The sequence below is a fragment of the Roseivirga pacifica genome (genome assembly GCF_900111145.1).
Taxonomy (GTDB): Bacteria; Bacteroidota; Bacteroidia; order Cytophagales; family Cyclobacteriaceae; genus Roseivirga; species Roseivirga pacifica.
Genome location: NZ_FOIR01000003.1, coordinates 206553 through 225223, shown reverse-complemented (window position 1 = coordinate 225223; position 18671 = coordinate 206553). Strand labels below are relative to the sequence as shown.

The 18671-nt window shown below is 42.0% G+C and carries 16 protein-coding genes; 4 read left to right on the top strand and 12 right to left on the bottom strand.

Translation table 11 applies throughout. The features are described 5' to 3' along the window. The first annotated feature begins 309 nt into the window (after positions 1-309). Positions 310-4302, top strand: a complete 3993-nt coding sequence (locus BMW98_RS16135) for a T9SS type A sorting domain-containing protein (RefSeq protein WP_139177616.1) — start codon at positions 310-312, stop codon at positions 4300-4302. A gap of 15 nt (positions 4303-4317) precedes the next feature. Here BMW98_RS16135 and BMW98_RS16130 read toward each other — a convergent pair whose 3' ends face one another. Both BMW98_RS16130 and trpS read right to left on the bottom strand, forming a co-directional pair. Continuing rightward, a complete protein-coding gene (locus tag BMW98_RS16130; RefSeq protein WP_090259806.1) occupies positions 4318-4845 on the bottom strand; it encodes a hypothetical protein in 528 nt (175 codons plus the stop codon). Positions 4846-4908: 63 nt separating this feature from the next. Further along, entirely contained in the window at positions 4909-5880 is a 972-nt protein-coding gene (gene trpS / locus BMW98_RS16125) for a tryptophan--tRNA ligase (RefSeq protein ID WP_090259804.1), read from the bottom strand. Positions 5881-5973: 93 nt separating this feature from the next. Here trpS and BMW98_RS16120 point away from each other — a divergent pair, with 93 nt between their 5' ends. Continuing rightward, positions 5974-7008: a DUF1573 domain-containing protein gene (locus tag BMW98_RS16120; protein ID WP_090259802.1), complete on the top strand. Its 1035-nt coding sequence runs from the start codon at positions 5974-5976 to the stop codon at positions 7006-7008. A gap of 3 nt (positions 7009-7011) precedes the next feature. Here BMW98_RS16120 and BMW98_RS16115 read toward each other — a convergent pair whose 3' ends face one another. After that, the gene (locus BMW98_RS16115) at positions 7012-7794 is read right to left on the bottom strand and encodes a hypothetical protein (protein WP_090259801.1); all 783 of its coding nucleotides are present in this window, start codon (positions 7792-7794) and stop codon (positions 7012-7014) included. Between the two features lie 139 nt (positions 7795-7933). Between BMW98_RS16115 and ppk2 (BMW98_RS16110) the strand changes: the two genes are divergently transcribed. Next, positions 7934-8833, top strand: a complete 900-nt coding sequence (ppk2, locus tag BMW98_RS16110; RefSeq protein WP_170836526.1) for a polyphosphate kinase 2 — start codon at positions 7934-7936, stop codon at positions 8831-8833. Next, positions 8833-9624: a polyphosphate kinase 2 gene (gene ppk2 / locus BMW98_RS16105; RefSeq protein ID WP_090259799.1), complete on the top strand. Its 792-nt coding sequence runs from the start codon at positions 8833-8835 to the stop codon at positions 9622-9624. Before ppk2 (BMW98_RS16110) ends, ppk2 (BMW98_RS16105) begins: the two co-directional genes overlap by 1 nt. Here the strand turns inward: ppk2 (BMW98_RS16105) and BMW98_RS16100 are convergent. From BMW98_RS16100 to BMW98_RS16060, 9 genes are all read right to left on the bottom strand, one after another. Continuing rightward, positions 9603-10301: a pseudouridine synthase gene (locus tag BMW98_RS16100; RefSeq protein ID WP_090259797.1), complete on the bottom strand. Its 699-nt coding sequence runs from the start codon at positions 10299-10301 to the stop codon at positions 9603-9605. The genes ppk2 (BMW98_RS16105) and BMW98_RS16100 overlap by 22 nt on opposite strands. 30 nt (positions 10302-10331) lie before the next feature. Beyond that, a complete protein-coding gene (locus tag BMW98_RS16095) occupies positions 10332-10523 on the bottom strand; it encodes a YwbE family protein (RefSeq protein WP_090259795.1) in 192 nt (63 codons plus the stop codon). Then, positions 10523-11188, bottom strand: a complete 666-nt coding sequence (locus BMW98_RS16090) for a hypothetical protein (protein WP_090259793.1) — start codon at positions 11186-11188, stop codon at positions 10523-10525. The genes BMW98_RS16095 and BMW98_RS16090 overlap by 1 nt, the downstream gene beginning before the upstream one ends. Before the next feature lie 64 nt (positions 11189-11252). Further along, positions 11253-11588, bottom strand: a complete 336-nt coding sequence (locus BMW98_RS16085; protein ID WP_090259791.1) for an avidin-fold protein — start codon at positions 11586-11588, stop codon at positions 11253-11255. Between the two features lie 2 nt (positions 11589-11590). Continuing rightward, complete coding sequence (locus BMW98_RS16080; protein ID WP_090259789.1) at positions 11591-13000, bottom strand: NAD(P)(+) transhydrogenase (Re/Si-specific) subunit beta; 1410 nt, start codon at positions 12998-13000, stop codon at positions 11591-11593. A 3-nt stretch (positions 13001-13003) separates the two neighbouring features. Beyond that, positions 13004-13315 (bottom strand): NAD(P) transhydrogenase subunit alpha part 2, encoded by a 312-nt coding sequence (locus BMW98_RS16075; protein WP_090259787.1) that lies wholly within the window; start codon positions 13313-13315, stop codon positions 13004-13006. A 3-nt stretch (positions 13316-13318) separates the two neighbouring features. Further along, a complete protein-coding gene (locus BMW98_RS16070) occupies positions 13319-14455 on the bottom strand; it encodes a Re/Si-specific NAD(P)(+) transhydrogenase subunit alpha (protein ID WP_090259785.1) in 1137 nt (378 codons plus the stop codon). Between the two features lie 72 nt (positions 14456-14527). Then, positions 14528-15400 carry a LytR/AlgR family response regulator transcription factor gene (locus BMW98_RS16065; RefSeq protein WP_090259783.1) on the bottom strand — a complete coding sequence of 291 codons (873 nt, stop codon included), beginning with the start codon at positions 15398-15400 and terminating at the stop codon, positions 14528-14530. Between the two features lie 90 nt (positions 15401-15490). Next, positions 15491-18658, bottom strand: a complete 3168-nt coding sequence (locus BMW98_RS16060) for an efflux RND transporter permease subunit (protein WP_090259780.1) — start codon at positions 18656-18658, stop codon at positions 15491-15493. Between the last annotated feature and the right edge of the window lie 13 nt (positions 18659-18671).

Below are 18671 nucleotides of genomic sequence, written 5' to 3'. Positions count from 1 at the left end.
TAGGTATGAAATTTACACATAAGTGCCTGACTACCGTTCAAATAGAATTTCTACAGAGAATTGTCAAAGTCAAGGTATTTTGTAATTTTGAACCTCTCAACTTATAAGGCTATCAGGCAAAGCAGTTCAGTTGTGTGATTTTGCGTGTGACACATTGGGCGTTATGTTTTTGCATGTATTAAACTGATTTTCGAATAAATTTTAATAGCGATTACAGGAATGTATTTTAGTTGATAGGGTAAGCCCCTTAAAACGTGTATAATTCCTGTATATTCGCAATTTGTTTCTGTACCAAAACAAAATAATTAAGTGAGGTTACCCTTAGCCGCCTGCTTTATTTTATTATGTCTTCACCTAAACGCTCAAACTACATACACTAGTAATGGAGTAGGGGGAGGAGATTGGGATACCAATACTACTTGGTCTCCTGTGGGAATCCCTGGTAGCAGTGATGAGGTCATCATTGCTGATGGCGATGTTGTATCTGTTACTGGCGCCAATAAGTCTATTTCCAGCCTAGCCATTCAAGGGACAGGCAACCTTAATTTTCTTTCAAATCTAAATGTTAATGTTTCTGGTGACCTTACCATGAGTGGTAGCTCTAGTATCACAGGTTCGGCTAATGGGCAACGTGTAATTGTTTTTAATGATTTTAATGTTCCTAGCGGAACGGCTACACTAGGTGGCTTTACATTACAGGTGATTAATCAAACTACCTTAAATGGTACGCTCACTTTTGATTCAAATATTGGGGTAAAGTCTTCCTTTGCTGTTTTGGTAGATGGTGGAACTATCAACTACTCCAATAACGAGGTTTTCAGTGTAACAGGTACTATGGAGATGCGTGATGGTGCGGCTATTACTGGTGCAGCAAATGGCCATAGAGTAGACATAGCAGGGGACTTTAACATAACATCAGGTACAGTTACAATAGGAGGTAATCAGATTAATGCCAATGGAACTACGAACATAAACGGGACACTAGAATTTAATAATAGTTTAGGGAATAAATCTTTTAACAACGTGGTGATTGATGGGGGGACCGTGAACTTCACAGTATCCGAGTTATTCAATATTACGAATGACCTTGAAATGCGTGATGGAGCTGCAATAACTGGCTCTGCTTCCAATCATAGAGTTGACATAGCAAATGAATTTAATATTACTTCTGGTACTGTAACCATCGGAAACAATCAGATCAACGCCAATGGTACTACTACAATAAACGGTACTCTTGACATGGTTGGCGCCACTGGTAATAAGACATTTTTAGATGTAGTAATCGATGGGGGAACCCTCACGTTTTCGGTTGATGAAACTTTCAACATCACGAATAACCTAGAAATGCGAGATGGTGGTCAAATTACAGGTACAGGTAATAATCAAAGGGTTGATGTAGCCAATGAATTTAATGTTACTTCAGGGGTAGCGACCATTGGTGGAATTCGCTTAAATGCTAATGGAAATACCACTGTAGACGGTACTTTGTCTTTTTCTAGTATAGATGGAAATAAGACGTTCAATAATATCACGGTAAGTGGAACGGGTACATTTGATAACTCAACAGTTACAGAGTCTTTTGATTTTAACGGAGACTTGGTTAATAACGGTACGTGGAATGGTTGTTCTGATGGAGTTTCATGCTTATACGATTTAAACGGAGCCTCTAATACGCTTAGTGGCTCTGGTGCATTTAACATTTCTGACATAAGAGTACCTGCATCAGGTAATTATACCAATAATGGGACTATTGTTTTAACAGACAATTTAACTGGTACCGGGACATTCATTAATGGAGCCACAGGTGTTTTAGAGTTAAGAGATAATGGGAACTATAACCTAAGTGCTACAGGGACTTTGACTTTAAACACGGTTGGAAATATTGTTCGTTTTGCGGGCGGAACAACAGAGTTGATAACATTGGGGCCGTTCTATAATTTGGAAGTTGAAATGGACAACTCTTCCGTTATATGTCAAATCAATGGGAATGATGTAACTGTTGAGGGAGACTTTACTGTTGTAGAAGGCCTATTCAGAATTGTATCGAGTAACACCTTAGATGTTACAGGCAATGCTACGCTGCAAGCTGGTGAAATTTTGTTAACTGACGCTAGCGCTCAAATCAATGTTGGTGGAAATCTGAATATGACTGATGGAGAGTTCGATATTAACGATGGTGGTATTGCTGTTGCAGGTGATGTTGTGTTTACAGGCGGGTTGTTTAACAAAAATCACACGGATGACTTGTCTCCATCAACCTTAACTGCTACCAATTTTTCGGCTACTAATACCGCAATGGTTTTTGCGGAAGGAGAAGTGACCTTATCAGGTGATCTGACACTAGGTACTGGTGCAACCTTATTAATGAATCAGGCCACTTCGGAACTTACTATTACTGGTGACTTTGATGTGTCAGGCTCAGGTGAGGCCACCTTGAACAGCGGAACAACATCATTTTCCGATATGGAATTGACGTCAGGGGGAGCTGTAGAGTTGGGAGGAACTGCACTGACATCTACTGGTACCATTACCGTAACCAATGGCAGCTTTACTATTGATGGAGTTGTGACCCCAAGCTTTAATAATATTTCTGTTGGGGCAAGTGGTGTTTGGAACGCCACAGCGGCCTATGACCCAACAATAAACGGCAACCTTCACAATATAGGTACATTTACAGGGTGTAACGGCAATGGCTGCGACTATACACTTACAAGTAGTTCGGGTACTATTACAGGTAGTGGGGCTTTCGATGCAGTCGCAAATGTTATTTTGAATGATGGTGCTAGTTATACCAATACTAATACAGGTGGTTTTAATGCATCAAATGCATTAAGAACGGACTCTGGCACTGGCACATTCATCAATGGAGCAAACGGTTCGTTGATTTATGGGGGAACAGTAGGGAACTTTACTGTGACCAACTTTACTGCAAATGCCACAAACAATACGGTTACGTACAATAGAACTGCTAGTATTCAGCGGATTATGCCTACAACGGATAACGTTTATCATAATTTGGTTATTGATAAGGCAGATGGTGTAGACATGACAACTACTGAGGTGTTTACATTTAATGGTGATATTACGTTGAACGATGGTGACCTAATCATGGGGAACCAAGACATAATTTTGGGGATTGATGCGAATATAATTGGTGGCAGTACCACTGGCTATATTCAGCAAAGTGGTGCGGGAAGAATCAGAAAAGAGTATACTACAGGTGGCAATACCGCAACCATTAACATTCCTTTTGGCGATGCTACCGCGTACGCTCCAATGACATTTGCTTTGGTGGCTTCCGATGCCATTCCTGCATCGGCTGAGATAGAGTTTGAGTACGTTGCAGGAGCTCACCCAGACAGGAGCAATGATAATTCAGGCGATGGGGGTGATGATGATGGTACTGCTGCTACAGATTACCTAAACGCTTATTGGAACTTTACTTCTTCTACCATTAGTAACCCTACCTTCAATGCCACACTAGATTATACTAATGTTGGTGCTACTGGTTCTGAGGCTGGTCTTCAGCCATTTTTATTAAGGACATTCACTCCAGAGGGAGGGGGCTCAACCATAGATTGGTTTGGCATAGGTTCAAAACCTGCTGTTGGTAGCGGTACAGTTAACCCAACTTCTAACATTGTTACATTTTCTAATGTAGTAATGGGAAATACTGATGGTGACGATATTGGTAATACGAGCAATTCTGTAACGCTTTATGCAATGGACAATTCTGGTTCAAGATTGCCGATTACCCTGATAGATTTTACTGCAAAAGTGAGTGGTTCAGTGGTTCAGTTGGATTGGTCTACTGCTTCTGAAACGAATAACGAATACTTTACCATTGAGAGATCATCAGACGGTAGTAGCTTCCATCCAGTATTGACAGTAGACGGTGCAGGAAACTCTAGTGGCGTTATTGACTATCAGGCGATTGACCCATTCCCAATGAATGGCCGCACCTATTATAGATTAAAGCAAACAGATTTCAATGGTCAATTTGAATACTCTAAGTTAGTTGCTGTTGATTTCCATGGTTTGCAGGGAGAACATGATTTTGCACTCATAAAGAACCCTGTTCAAAATGGAGAAACAGTTTATTTGGAGTTTTCCGAATCGCTAAGTGCTCAGCCTATCACGGTACAAATGATTAATGGTAGTGGTAGAGTAGAGCAGCAGCTTGATCAGGTTGTGGACTCTACGCTTGAAATGCATTTGAGCTCACCAAAGAAATCAGGGCTGTACATTATACAAGTCATCTCCAATCAGGGGAGAATTTCCAAAAAACTTATTGTTCAATAAACTCAGTTTTGAGTTTTAGAAGTTTGAATTACAGCTGGTGATAGATTTTTCACCAGTTAGATAAGCAGCGTTTTTTGCTTCATTAATACCAATATTGGTAGAACCAAGAATTTCATCTTCTAGTGGTCCAGAAGCCTCAAAATGAACTTTAATGCTGCCATCAAAAGATAAGAAGTCGCTATAGGTTAGTGAGCTTCCATTGTCTAGTTCACTCAGGATAGTTTTGCTAACACCAACTCCGTTTTTTTCTTCCACATTACTAAGGTAAGTGGCCACATTTCCGTCAGTAGATAAGTCGCCAAAATGTAAATGCACCGGATGCGAAGCGTTTTTCAAAACATTCTCCAACTCAATTGTGATCTCAGCTAAGCCATCGTTGCGTTCCTTTACTGTTAAAGTTCCAGTTGTAGTGTTCTCCTGAACGGTTCCTGGAATCATTGCGAGCTTGATTTCATTGCCTGTGTAAACCGCTTCTGTGTCGGAGTTATCAACACATGCAAACAGAAAAAATGGTAAAGCGAAGAGTAGAATGGCCTTTTTCATAGTGAATGTTTGTTGAATATAACGTCAAATACTTAGAAATGGTGCACCTCTGGTGCACCTTTATTAACAATAACCGATTGCTTTCTTAACGCGCTCTAAAACTTGGTTGGAAACCTCGGCTGCTTTGGCTTCACCAATAGCGAGCTTTTCTTCCAAAAGTTGAGGGTTTTCCATGTAGTGGTTATAAAGTGCTCGCTCTTCAGCGAACTTTTCAATTATAAGTTCATACAAGGCTTGTTTTGCATGACCATAACCGTAACCGCCCGCCTCATAGTTTTTACGCATTTCTGCCGTTTGCTCATCGCTTGCCAGTAAAGAGTAAATAGCAAAAGTGTTGTCAGTATCAGGATCTTTTGGCTCCTCAAGTGGCGTACTGTCACTTACAATTTTCATGATGTTCTTGCGCAGCTGCTTATCCGGCTGGAAGATATCAATAGTGTTTCCGTAAGATTTAGACATTTTCTGGCCGTCTGTACCCGGAATAGTCATTATGTGCTCATCTATCTTGGCTTCTGGTAGTACAAAAACTTCACCGTACTGGTGGTTAAAAGCACTTGCTAAGTCGCGAGTAATCTCCAAATGCTGTTTCTGGTCTTTGCCTACAGGCACCACATTAGCATCGTAAAGTAAAATGTCGCATGCCATTAACACTGGGTAAGTAAAAAGCCCTGCGTTAACATCAGAAAGTCTGTCAGACTTATCTTTAAAGCTGTGCGCATTGGCCAACATAGGGTATGGCGTAAAACAGCTTAGGTACCAAGTTAGCTCACAAGTGGCGGGCACCCTCGATTGGCGGTAGAACGTATTCTTTTCAGTATCGAAACCAAAGGCTAGCCAAGCAGCAGCTACTGCATTGGTGTTCTCAATGCGTTGTTGTGCGTCTTTTATAGTCGTTAGCGAGTGTAAATCTGCAATAAAGAAGAACGAATCGTTGGCTTCGTTTTTCGAAAGTTCAATTGCAGGCTTTATCGCTCCTAGGATGTTGCCTAAATGCGGCTTTCCCGAACTTTGGATTCCTGTAAGTATTCTAGCCATTTTTAAATTTTGGGCAAATAAATAAGAATGAAGCACTCAATTCAACAATTCATCGTTTAATTTTGGCCTAACCAATTAAAAGCTTCATTCAATATGCATTTACGCCTTTGGCTTCCCGCAATCCTTTCTTTTTTTATTCTAAATACAAGTTTAGCCCAAGACGAGGCAAAGGCTTTTGTTGACTTAGGCGTGTTTGAGGGAGAGGTAGAAAAGGTGAGTTATCAGCTGAGTTGGCAAAACGAATCTGAGACAGGCGTACGATTAAAAGTTGGAAATATTGGTCAACTGATAAAAGGAGATACAATTTACAAACAGGTAAAGCCTAAGGCCAAGCAGCTTTGGGAGCTTACGCTTGATTTGCCCGAAAACGCAGGAATCTACTTCGATAGTGTCTCGCTAACCTCAAATCAAGGTGTTGTTGCGCAAACCTACTACTTTCAGTACCAAGTATTACAGCCAGAGGTTGATGTTTTTAAAGCCTTCAGAAATGAGTTTTGGCCGTTTAGATCGAAGGAGCAGGTATTCAACCTAAAGGCAGCAACGCGCGGAGATACTTTAAGTGCAACTTTCGACTTGTTTAACTTAGGGGGGAAGGACTTGATGCTATCTAATGTTTCCAGTGCCGATTCAATTCAAGTGGCCTTTTTGCCCAAAAACGTGCCTCACGATCGGTTTACAAAAGTTACCTTGACAGTGCCCACATACAAAAGCAGTCAACTCGGTTTTGTTAAGCGAATTTTGCCAATAATTAATGATAATGATACCATTGCTTACTTCCCAATTCAGTACACGCTTTTTCCTGAAAAGTCTCAGAGCAATGCTAGACTAGGGATTACTAAGGTGAACTTTGACTTTAGGGTGGTAGAAGAAGGTGAAATTGCTACAGAAGTAATCTTTCTATCTAATAACGGAAGTGATGTGCTTAACATAGAAAAGGTAGAATCTAATTGTGATTGTTTGAGGTTTGAACTCACAGAAGAGTCCATTAAACCAGGAGAAAACGCACAACTAAAGGTGGTTTTTGATTTCACCAACCGCACAGGCTTAGAAAGAAAAACACTGGCCGTTTTCTCTAATGATGGGGTACGACCAGTGCAGGTTATTACTTTTAAGGCACATGTAAAGTAGTGCCTACTTCAAAAGACTGTTCAATATGTTGGTGAGCTTGCTGTCTGCAGAAACAGCTTGTTTCAGGGCGTTAGATAGATAACTCGGTACGTTTTCACCATTCACAAGTTTATCAGCCAAATCGTTAAACATATCTAGTGCTTCCTTTTTGTTCGCTATTGAAGACGCATCAAGTGCCTCTCTAAAGGCATCAAACTGGTCTGATAGCTTATTCTTTGTCTCAGTAGCTTGGATCTTGGATGATTGAATAGCTTGGGCATCGGCTACTTGAATGTCAGCACAAGCATTGTATTCATCAATAATTTCGTTGAGGTCTGTTTTTCCAAATGTTTTATCATTGAGTTTAGCCTGAACCTGATCACACTCGGGCAAAAAGTCCATCATTGCTTTTCTGAATCCTACAATACCGGGTACCCTCATGGAACTACCATCGCTTTTTACAAGCGCAGAGTGGTTAAATCTGATGGTGCTTTTCTGATCGGTGAAATAGAATAGACTAAGGGTGCCTTCTTTTATTTTCTTTCCGAAAGTTAACTGATCGCCAACCTTGATAGGTTCATATATATCCCCGTTGGCATCCTCAATTCTTTTAACTCTGTATATCTTATGAATTTCTTTCTCACCATTCTCAAGCTCAATTTTGACAGACTCTAGGCCGCGGTGGTCTCGTTGAATATCATATGAACCGCGAAGCGTGTCTCCATAAATCGTGATAATTTTATCTTGTCCTAGGGATAACTTTGTAAGAAAGCATAAACAGGCTAAAAGCAGTAATTTTGATTTCATAAGGAATTATTCTTTTCCGCAAACTAAACGAATTAGACGGATTATAGTATTCACAATATAGTTTTTCCGCTATATGCTTTTAAATAACATGCAACTTGTAGGTTTTTCATTAATTTAGAATTCCCTGATTCAGTATTATATGAGTGAGTTTTTAATCACAGACCATTCCGTTACCAATAAGCTTAAGCCATCTCAAAGGCTTACCAATTTGGATTTTTCTCAAATTAAGAACAGAGCCGATTTGGAAGCAGCCTTGCAACGTAAAGGCCGAGATTACGGCAAGGCGATGTTCAACGTGGAGTACGAACGCCAGTTAGAACAACTGCAAGTAGAGCTTGTAAAATGGCAGCGCTGGGTGGCCGAAACCAAGCAGCGTGTTGCAGTAATATTCGAAGGTAGAGATGCTGCAGGAAAGGGCGGTTCAATTAAGCGGTTTGTAGAGCATATGAATCCACGTTCATTAAGGGTTGTGGCCTTAAACAAACCTACCGATTTAGAGCTTGGTCAGTGGTATTTTAGGAGATATATAAAGGAACTGCCAAATGCTGGTGAAATAGTTTTCTTTGATAGAAGCTGGTATAACCGTGCGGTAGTTGAGCCGGTGATGGGCTTCTGTACCGAAGACCATTATCAACAATTTATGCGCCAAGTGCCAGAGTTTGAGCACATGTTGTTTGAAGACGGTGTGCACGTAATAAAGCTTTGGTTTTCTATCACCAAAGAAGAGCAAAGCCGTAGATTTGACGACCGTAGAAGCAACCCACTTAAGCATTGGAAGCTTAGCCCTGTTGATGAAAAGGGGCAGGAAATGTGGGAGCGTTACACTTATTATAAGGAGCAGATGTTTGCCCGTACGCACACTACTTTTTGCCCGTGGACAATTATTAAAACGAATACCAAGAAGGTGGCCCGATTAGAGAGTATTCGCCACGTATTATCAAAGTTCGAATACCAAGGGAAGGAGAATGCCAATACCACTGTGCTTCCTGATCCCAATGTGGTTATGAGGTTCCATCGTTCAATTTATAAGCTTATTTAATGAGTAAGACATACTACTTTTCTCAAAAGGATTTGAAACTGCTCAATAGTAATAAGGCCATAAAACTATTGTTGCAGCAGGGGGATAATATTAACCCAGAAAAAGTACTTCGCTACGTGAAGTACGAAAAGATGCTGGAAGAGCTGCAGGTGGAGCTTATAAAAATGCAGCAATGGGTAATAAAGCATAACAAGCGTGTATGCTTACTTTTTGAAGGGCGCGATGCAGCCGGTAAAGGAGGAGCTATACGAAGGGTTACACACCATATTAACCCGCGAAACTACAGGGTGGTGGCTTTGCCAAAACCAACAATGGAAGAAAAAGGGCAGTGGTATTTTCAGCGTTATATCAACAAACTACCGAACCCGGGCGAAATTGTACTTTTTGACCGTAGTTGGTACAACCGAGCAGTGGTAGAGCCTGTGAATGGCTTTTGTACCGAAGAAGAGTATGAACGTTTTATGTCGGAGGTCAATGACTTTGAAAACATGATCACCAACAGCGGCATAATTCTCATGAAGTTTTACTTTTCCATTAGTAAAGATGAGCAAGCCGATCGCTTTGCTGACATTGCTTCTAACCCTTTAAAAAGGTGGAAGATGTCTCCGGTTGATGCTAAAGCACAGGAGTTATGGGATGTTTACACGGGCTATAAAGAACGAATGTTTGCGCATACTAATACAGAGAAAAACCCGTGGACTATTTTGCGGGCAAACCGTAAAACAACGGCCAGAGTTGCTGTAATCAAGCACATTTTAAAGCGAATTCCTTACAAAGAAGGAGAGGAGTAGTTGAACTCCAGTGTATGCAACATTCTTTTAAATTCAGATTGTAATTCAGCCTTTACCTCGATGGTCTGTTTGCTCAGCGGATGAGTGAATTTGAGCTTTTGTGCATGAAGTAGCATGGTGCTCATTTGCCACTTTTCTAGAAACAGTTTATTCTGCTTGTTACAGCCATGCGGCCTATCTCCAATTATTGGATGTAGAATATGGGCGAAGTGCTTTCTGAGCTGATGCATTCTGCCCGTTTGCGGCTTTGCCTCTATAAGGGAGTATCTTGAAGTGGCATGTTTACCAAAAGGAACAGCTATCTCTGTTCGTTCCAGTGTACTATATCGGGTGATGGCTTCTTGAGTTTTGCCTTTGTCGTTTGTTAAAGCATAGTCAATTGTGCCATTGTCATCCGTCCAACCACGGAGAATAGCCAGATAGGTTTTTTCAACTTGGTGGCTAGCGAACTGCTGCTGAAGCGGTGCAACTAGATCCTTATTTTTGCTAAATAAGAGTACGCCCGATGTTTTTCTATCGAGCCGATGCACGGGGGAGACATGGCAGTTCAGTTGATTTCTCAGCTCTTGAACTGCATAAACATCGGTGTTGGTGGCTATGGCAGATCTGTGTACCAAAAGCCCATGCGGTTTATTAATGGCGACTATATGGTCATCTTCAAAGAGAATTTTTAGCATTTCGCAAACTTAAGGAAAATGCCAGTAGTCTTACAGAATCTCCTTTACCCTGCCTACTTGTCCGTCTGCTAGGCGTACTTTTATGCCATGAGGATGGTTGGGTGATTTGGTGAGTAGGTCTTTAACAATTCCTTCTGTGAGCTTACCCGATCTTTGGTCTTGTTTAAGAACAATGTTAACCCTTATGCCGGGCTTAATATTGGCTCGTTTGGTACCTTCCATTACTTAGTAATCACGTTTTTCTTCACTAATTCTTCAACCAAGGCATCAGAGAAATCCGTTGCTGATTTATTCAAATGGCTAGGGTCTTTGATTTTGTATTGTCCTGTCCAGTGTAGTTCTTCCGACTCAATATCGAACATGCTGGCTTCTATAAAGTAATTAGATAGAATGGAGTAATTAACCTTATAAACAGAGGCAGATGTATACTGAATGTACTCTGTATAGTTAGCATCATAGCGTTGAACGGGGCCAGAGTAACTGAATCCAACAGAAGGCCTTTGCTTAATCTCTTGCTCAACATCTAGAATACTGACAACGATTAGGGCGTCAAAATCGAATCGGTTAATTCTCTCGCGAATATAATCTTGCTGTTCTTCGGCCGAAAGGTTTAGGTCCTCCTGTACTTTTTTGTTGCCTGCAAAAGGAAAAACATTGAAAGTAGGGGTGGCCTTATAGCCTTTTGTACGCATTTCTTCTGCGATAGCGTATTCTATATTCTCTTTAGCCTGCTCGTTTTGCGAGATCATAACAATACCAATTTTATCGAAGGACTTGGCTTCGATGGTTGGTGGTGCCCAAGATTCAAGCAATTGTGTTGGAGCAGAACAGGCTGATAAGAAAAGCGTTAGCGCTATGGCTGTTGAGAGCAGGTACTTCTTAGTCATGTTGGAATGTTTCCTTCAATAATAAGAAAACCTTTTTTACAGATTCAATTTATTCTGTATTTCTTTATACTTCTTCAATAATGGATTGACCGTGAGAGTAGTCGCCAGATGTCCACTGCCATTTTTCATGGAGCCTGATTTTACCGCAGGGAAGGGTTTCAGGAGTTGAAGTGCATTTGCCAGTCCTTATCTCTCCTTTATTGTTGATTTGCTCGTATTGCATTTCAATTACACCTGTCTCATCTACTAGGCCAATAATCTCCCCCTTTACAATGTTTGCACCTTTATATTGGCAAGTCAGTACTTCGCCATTTTGCTGATAATGGAAAACCATGTCGGGCGAGACCTCTCCATTGGATGAGTTCTCAATCGGTTTGAATTTTTTGTTGTGATAGTTCAAGGTTAAAGGTTTTTTACTTCTGATATTAGTTTTTCTATTGAGTCTTTTGCGTCTCCAAAAAGCATTCTGTTTTTATCGTGGTAGAATAGCTTATTTTCAATTCCTGCATAGCCCTTGCCCATAGAGCGCTTCATTACTATCACATTCTTGGCTTCCAATACTTTTACTATAGGCATTCCATAAATTGGGCTCGAAGGATCATTTTCTGCTGCCGGATTTACCACGTCATTCGCACCAATTACAAGTACTACATCGGTACTAGCCATAGCTTCGTTGGCATCTTCCATTTCCAATAATTTCGGATAGGGCACATCTGCCTCAGCTAAAAGTACATTCATATGACCGGGCATCCTACCAGCAACAGGATGAATGGCATAATTCATCTCAACTCCCTTATCGTCAAGGAGTTTTTCTAAGTTATGAATGGTATGTTGTGCCTGCGCTACTGCCAATCCATAACCAGGTACAACCATTACTTTGTTGGCGTATGCTAGTAAAATAGCAGCGTCTGTTACTGTAATTTCTTTAATGCTTCCTTCTTCTCCGCTTTCTCCACCAGCGGCCGAGTTGCCACCAAAGGAACCAATAATTACATTGGTGAGTGAGCGGTTCATGGCGGTACACATAAGAACGGTTAGAATAGTGCCTGCAGAACCTACCAGAATCCCACCAGTTAGCATGGCTTGGTTGTCGTACAGAAAGCCGCCAAAGGCCGCAGCCATGCCTGTAAAACTATTGAGTAACGAAATAACCACTGGCATATCAGCGCCCCCAATTGGCATTACAAAGAGTACTCCGTATAGCAGAGAAATTGCCAAAAGGGCATAGATATAAATAGGTGAGGTGGAGCCACTCCAAACAATAAATGCGCCCAAACCGAGTATTGCTAAAAGAAGAACAATATTGATGACTTGGCCTGCAGGCAATGCTCTGTCTGCGATTTTGCCTTCTAGCTTACCATAAGCTATAATACTTCCGGAGAATGAAACGCTACCAATGATTAAACCGAGAATGATCACGATCATCATTCCTAGCTCTACTTGGCCTGCGTGCATTAAATGGTCAAATTCAACGAGAGAGATCACAGCAGCACAGGCACCTCCCATTCCATTAAAGAAGGATACCATTTGCGGCATGGCTGTCATTTTCACTTTTAAGGCCATTCGGGTGCCTATTACAGTTCCTACCACTAGCCCCGCTAATATCAGTGCATAATTTGGCCACTTTTCGGGGGTGAGTTCTTCTTTAAACAGAATGGTGGCAATAATGGCAATGCCCATTCCATATGCTGCAATTAAATTTCCTTTACGTGCCTTATCTGGGCTCGAAAGCATTTTCAAACCAAAAATAAAGGTCACCGAAGCAATGATGTAGCAAAGTTCGAGTAGACTGAGTCCTAGTATTGATGTCATGGTCTACTTCTCTTTTTTCTTGAACATTTCCAACATGCGGTTGGTCACCACAAAACCACCAACCACATTGAGTGTGCCGAGCACCACCGCCAAAAAGCCAAGGCCAAGTGCGAAATAATTGGTAGGATCGGCCTCTAGCATAATAATGATCGAACCGATGATGACTACCCCGTGAATGGCGTTGGCACCAGACATGAGCGGAGTATGCAGTACGGCAGGTACATTAGAAATAACTTCTATCCCTAGAAAAATAGAAACGATGATGAGAAAAATGAATTCCCTGTTTTCGTAAAACAGGCTCAGTAGGTTATCCATATTTTAGGCGGTTTCTGGTTGAAAAAGAATTTTGTTTACACGCTCACTTTTTACTTCTCCGGAGTGCGTAACACAGGTTTTGGCAACAATTTCATCTTCCCAATTCAGGTTTAGGCTGCCTTCTTCTGCGATAAGAAGTTTCAGAAAGTTGATTACATTTTTACCAAACATTTTGCTGGCATCTGCTGGCATGGTGGTGGCCAAATTGGAGTCACCAATAATGGTCACGCCTTCTTTAACCACGGTTTTGTCGTTTTCAGTAAGGGCGCAGTTGCCTCCGGTAGCAGCTGCTAAATCCACTATTACCGATCCTGGCTGCATTTTTCCAACCGTTGATTCTGTAATCAGTATTGGTGCTTTTCGGCCAGGAATCTGGGCCGTGGTAATTATAATGTTAGCCTTGGCTGCATGTTCTTGTACCAAGGCTTGTTGCTTGGCTTTATATTCATCGCTTTGCTCTACGGCATAACCTCCGGCCGTTGCTTCATCTTTGGCACCTTCTACTTTTACAAATTTGGCGCCTAGCGATTTTACTTCCTCTTCGGCTGCAGTTCGTACATCAAAGGCTTCTACAACAGCACCGAGTCTGCGGGCGGTAGCAATGGCTTGTAATCCCGCTACACCAGCTCCCAGAACCAATACTTTGGAAGGAATAATACTGCCAGCCGCTGTCATAAACATGGGGAAGAAGCGGGGAGAGGCAGATGCCGCCATTAGCACGGCTTTGTAACCAGCAACTGTTGCCATAGAAGACAGCACATCCATGGCTTGCGCCCGTGTGGTGCGCGGAATATTATCTAAGCTGAAAGAGGTGACTTTAAGCGAGAGTAGTTTTTCGACCAGCGCCCGATTGGAAAGTGGTTGAAAAACGCAAATCAATACTTGTTCGGGTTTTAGCTCTGCAAGTTCCGCATCTGTGGGTGGGTTGATGCCAATGATTACATCTGCTGATAATGTATCAGTTCGGGAAGTGATGTTCGTTCCGGCACTTGTGTAGTCGCTATTGGTTGCAAAGGCTAAGGCGCCTGCTTCTGATTCAATCTTAACGCTTACTTTTAAATCTGTGAGTGTTTTGATGTTCTCGGGTAGCAGTGCCACACGGTGCTCCCCCGAAGGTTCTTTGAGTAGGCCAATGGTCATTGTTCAGCGTAAGGTTATAAGTCCTTGAATATAAGGTTTTTCTCAGGATTACAAAACGCTGGTAACGAAGACTTAACCTATCGCTTGCTTAAACTGAGCCAGGTTGGTGCGGCTAACGGGAATTTTAAAATCTAGGTTTTTGCAGGTTAACTGATAGCCTTGGGCATTGCCTTCTACCTTTTGAACGTGTTGGGTGTTTACCAAATAGGCCCGATGCGTTTTTACAAGTTTTGGTATGTTCTTTAGCTGTTCATGCGCTTCGCTGAGGCTAATTCGGGCTACCTGTTTTTGGGCATGGCTTCCATTCTGGCTATAGAACTCCACGTAGTTTCCATCGGCTTTGGCGCAAATCAATTGTTCGGGTAATAGCTGGAAATCATCGGCCGAAACCTTTGTTTTTATCTCTAAAAAACGGTGCTCAGTTGCATGTTCTTCGGTGGCTTTGCGTGACGAAATTTGTTGCGCGCTTTTTCTATTCTTGCCTTCTAACAATCGAAAATTGATAGTGGTAATGAAGAAGAGTATCAAACTGCCAACTAAAAAGGTGTTGCGCACTTCCTCAATCAAGTACCTTAGCGATACGTTGTTTGGATTGTCATAAATAACCTCTCTCCACAAAAAACTACCAATGCCTATGAGTAGAAGGCATAGAGCCAAAAAGCAGAACTCCCTCCAAAGCTTCCATTGGTCCTCATTAATCAATGGTTTGGCAATTAGTGAGGTGAATAAATATATACTGGCAGCACTACTTGAATGTACCAAGCAAATACCCCAGTAAGGAATTGTGTGTTCGCTTCTCGCTACATTAAAGGGTTCGAAGAAGTAGTCGAAGGTAAAGCCGAAAAGCACTATCAGTAGGGCGTTTTTTATTAACTCTTTGCCCTGATGGAAAAATGGATAAGGTGCTTTCAGGTAATTCATGCTCGCATAAATATAGCAAAGCATGCTTTTGATTGGCTCAAAAAAATGGGCCTTCAGAAAGAATGAGTCAAAACTTTCATGAAGGCCCGAGTATTAACTAATTAACTGGGATAGTTACTGTTCAAGTGGGTCTGGCTGATACTTGGCTTCAAGCGCTGCCAAACCTTTTTTGCCATAGGCTATTCTGGTAATTACCACATACAGTACTGGTACTATAAAAATGGCTAGGAAAGTAGCGGCTAACATACCGCCAATCACTGTCCAACCAATGGTTTGACGTGCCACAGCACCTGCGCCATGCGCCAATGCCAATGGAACCACACCAAGAATAAATGCCAACGAAGTCATAATAATTGGGCGCAGTCTCAATTTAACCGCTTCAATTGTTGCCTCTAACAGTGGCATACCTCTGTCTACACGTTCCTTAGCAAATTCCACAATCAGAATGGCATTTTTCGCTGCCAAACCAATTAGCGTTACCAAACCAATTTGTGCGTAAACGTTATTATCTAACTTAGGTAAGAAGGTAAGTGCCACAATAGCTCCAAAAGCACCTAGTGGAAGCGCTAGTAGAACCGAGAATGGCACAGACCAGCTTTCGTATAGCGCTGCCAATAGCAGAGACACCAAAGTAATGGCCAAAGCAAAGATTAATATGGTGGAGTTACCTGAGGACAGCTCCTCTCTACTTAAACCTGAGAAGCTATAACCGTAGCCTTCAGGAAGTACTTCGGCAGCTACTTCTTCAAGCGCGGTAAGCGCCTGGCCACTACTGTAACCTGGAGCAGCTTCACCATTTACCTCGGCATTTCTAAATAAGTTGTAGTGAGAAATTACTGGTGCATTTTCCACCACTTGGTAATCAACTAATGCACTTAGTGGAATTTGGTCTCCCACACGGTTTGGTACATAAAATTGATTGATGTCTTCAATACGCGATCTATAAGCCGTGTCGGCCTGAACAACCACACGGAAGTTTCTACCATACTTGGTAAAATCATTCACATATGTACTTCCCATAAAACTCGATAGGGTAGAGAATACATCCGAAACGGCCACGCCCAATTGCTTGGCTTTATCACGGTTTACTTCTACATGATAACCCGGAGTTCTTGCCGTAAAGAAGCTATAGGCCATGGCAATTTCTGGTCGTTGGTTAGCCGCCATAAGGAAGCTACCCATCACTTGTTCCAGCTCTTTTACATCGCCACCGGCACGTTGCTCTAGCATAAAACTAAAACCACCTGTGCTACCCAAACCAGGAATTGCTGGTGGAGGCACAACTCTAATATTGGCTTCGTGAACCGTGGCGAACTTCTGGTTAAGCTGTGCCATTAGTCCGTACAATTGCTTGTCTGGCGTGCCGCGCTCTTCCCATGGATCCATAGAAACGAAGAATGTAGCACTGTTCGATTTAAACGAGAAGTTGATTACGTTCAAACCAGCAATACCCGTGTAATCGGCAATACCTTCTGTGCTTTCTAAATGGCCAACCACTTGGTCCATCACGGCTTTGGTACGTGTACTGGAAGAACCTTCTGGCAGCTCCATAGAAATGTACAATCTACCTTCATCTTCCGTAGGAATAAAGCCTGTTGGTTTGGTATTGAACATACCTACCGTGCCCACATAAATACACACCAAAATAATGAGTACCAATGGTGCTGCTTTAATTGACTTTTGAACTCCGCGAGAATAACTTCTTGTAGCTCTTTCGAACCATGTATTGAAAACGAAGAAGAACTTGTTGAGCCCTTTTCCATCCTTATTCACCTTTGAAGGTTTGAGTAAAAGTGCACAAAGGGCTGGCGTAAGGGTAAGTGCCACAAATGCCGAAATCAATACTGAGATGGCGATAGTTATGGCGAATTGCTGATACATTCTACCTACAATACCAGGAATAAAACCTACCGGAATAAATACCGCGGCAAGAATTAAGGCAATGGCAATTACAGGTGCCGAAATGTCCTTCATGGCCCGCATGGTAGCCTCTTTGGCCGAAAGTTTAAAGTGATCTATATAGTGCTGAGCTGCCTCAACCACTACAATGGCATCATCTACCACAATACCAATAGCCAATACAAAACCAAACATGGTTAGGGTATTTATGGTAAAGCCTAGCGGAATAAAGAAGATGAATGTACCAATAATAGAAACCGGAATTGCAAGAATTGGTACAAGCGTAGCTCTCCAACTCTGTAAGAAAAGGAATACCACAATTACTACTAGAATCAAGGCTTCTACAAAGGTTTTAATTACCTCGTTAATGGAAACTTCAACCACAGAAACAGATTCAAACGGAACTACATAGTCCATGTCTGATGGTAATGTGGACTTGATCTCTTCCAAAGCCTCGTAAATACCTTCAGCAGTCTCCACAGCATTACTACCTGGCGCTTGGTAAACAAGCAAAATGGCAGCTTCCTGACCATTGATGAATGATTGTCTACCGTAATCGAATTGACCCAGCTCGATGCGTGCAATGTCCTTCAGGTAAACAATTGAACCATCATCAGGATTGGTTCGTACAATAATTTCACCGAATTCTTTCTCTTCAGAAAGCCTTCCGTTTACAGTAATAGGATATTCAAAAGCCTGAGAGTCGAACTGTGGTTTACCACCAACGGTACCAGCCGCAACTTGCAGGTTTTGCTCGCGAATGGCTGCGGTTACCTCAGATGACGAAATTCCATATTGGCTTAATTTGTCGGGCTGAAGCCAAACACGCATACTGAACTCTTGGGCAATGGCATTTATATCTCCCACGCCATTAACCCTTAAAAGGGCATCTTTCACAAAGATGTTGGTGTAGTTAGATATAAAGTTGATGTCGTGAGACTTGTTTGGCGAATAAAGCCCAATTACCATCATGATACTTGGGTTTCGTTTTCTTACCACAACTCCCAGTCTTCTTACTGCCTCAGGTAAACTTGGCTCGGCAATACTTACCCTGTTCTGCACGTCCAGTGTCGCAATGTCAATGTCGGTGCCTACTTCAAAGGTCACGTTCATGTTCATTTGCCCAGTACTGGTGTTGGTTGAGCTTATATAAGCCAACCCAGGGGTACCGTTCACCTGCGTTTCAACAGGTGTGGCTACCGTTTGTTCTACGGTTTCTGCATCGGAGCCTGTATAGTTGGCTGATACCGACACTACTGGGGGAGTAATGTCTGGGTATTGGGTTACAGGCAAGTTTAGCAAGGCGAGCGTACCCACCAACACTATTACGATGGAGATAACCATGGCCATTACTGGCCGTTCTATAAATGTTTTAGATATCATTCAAATAATCGTA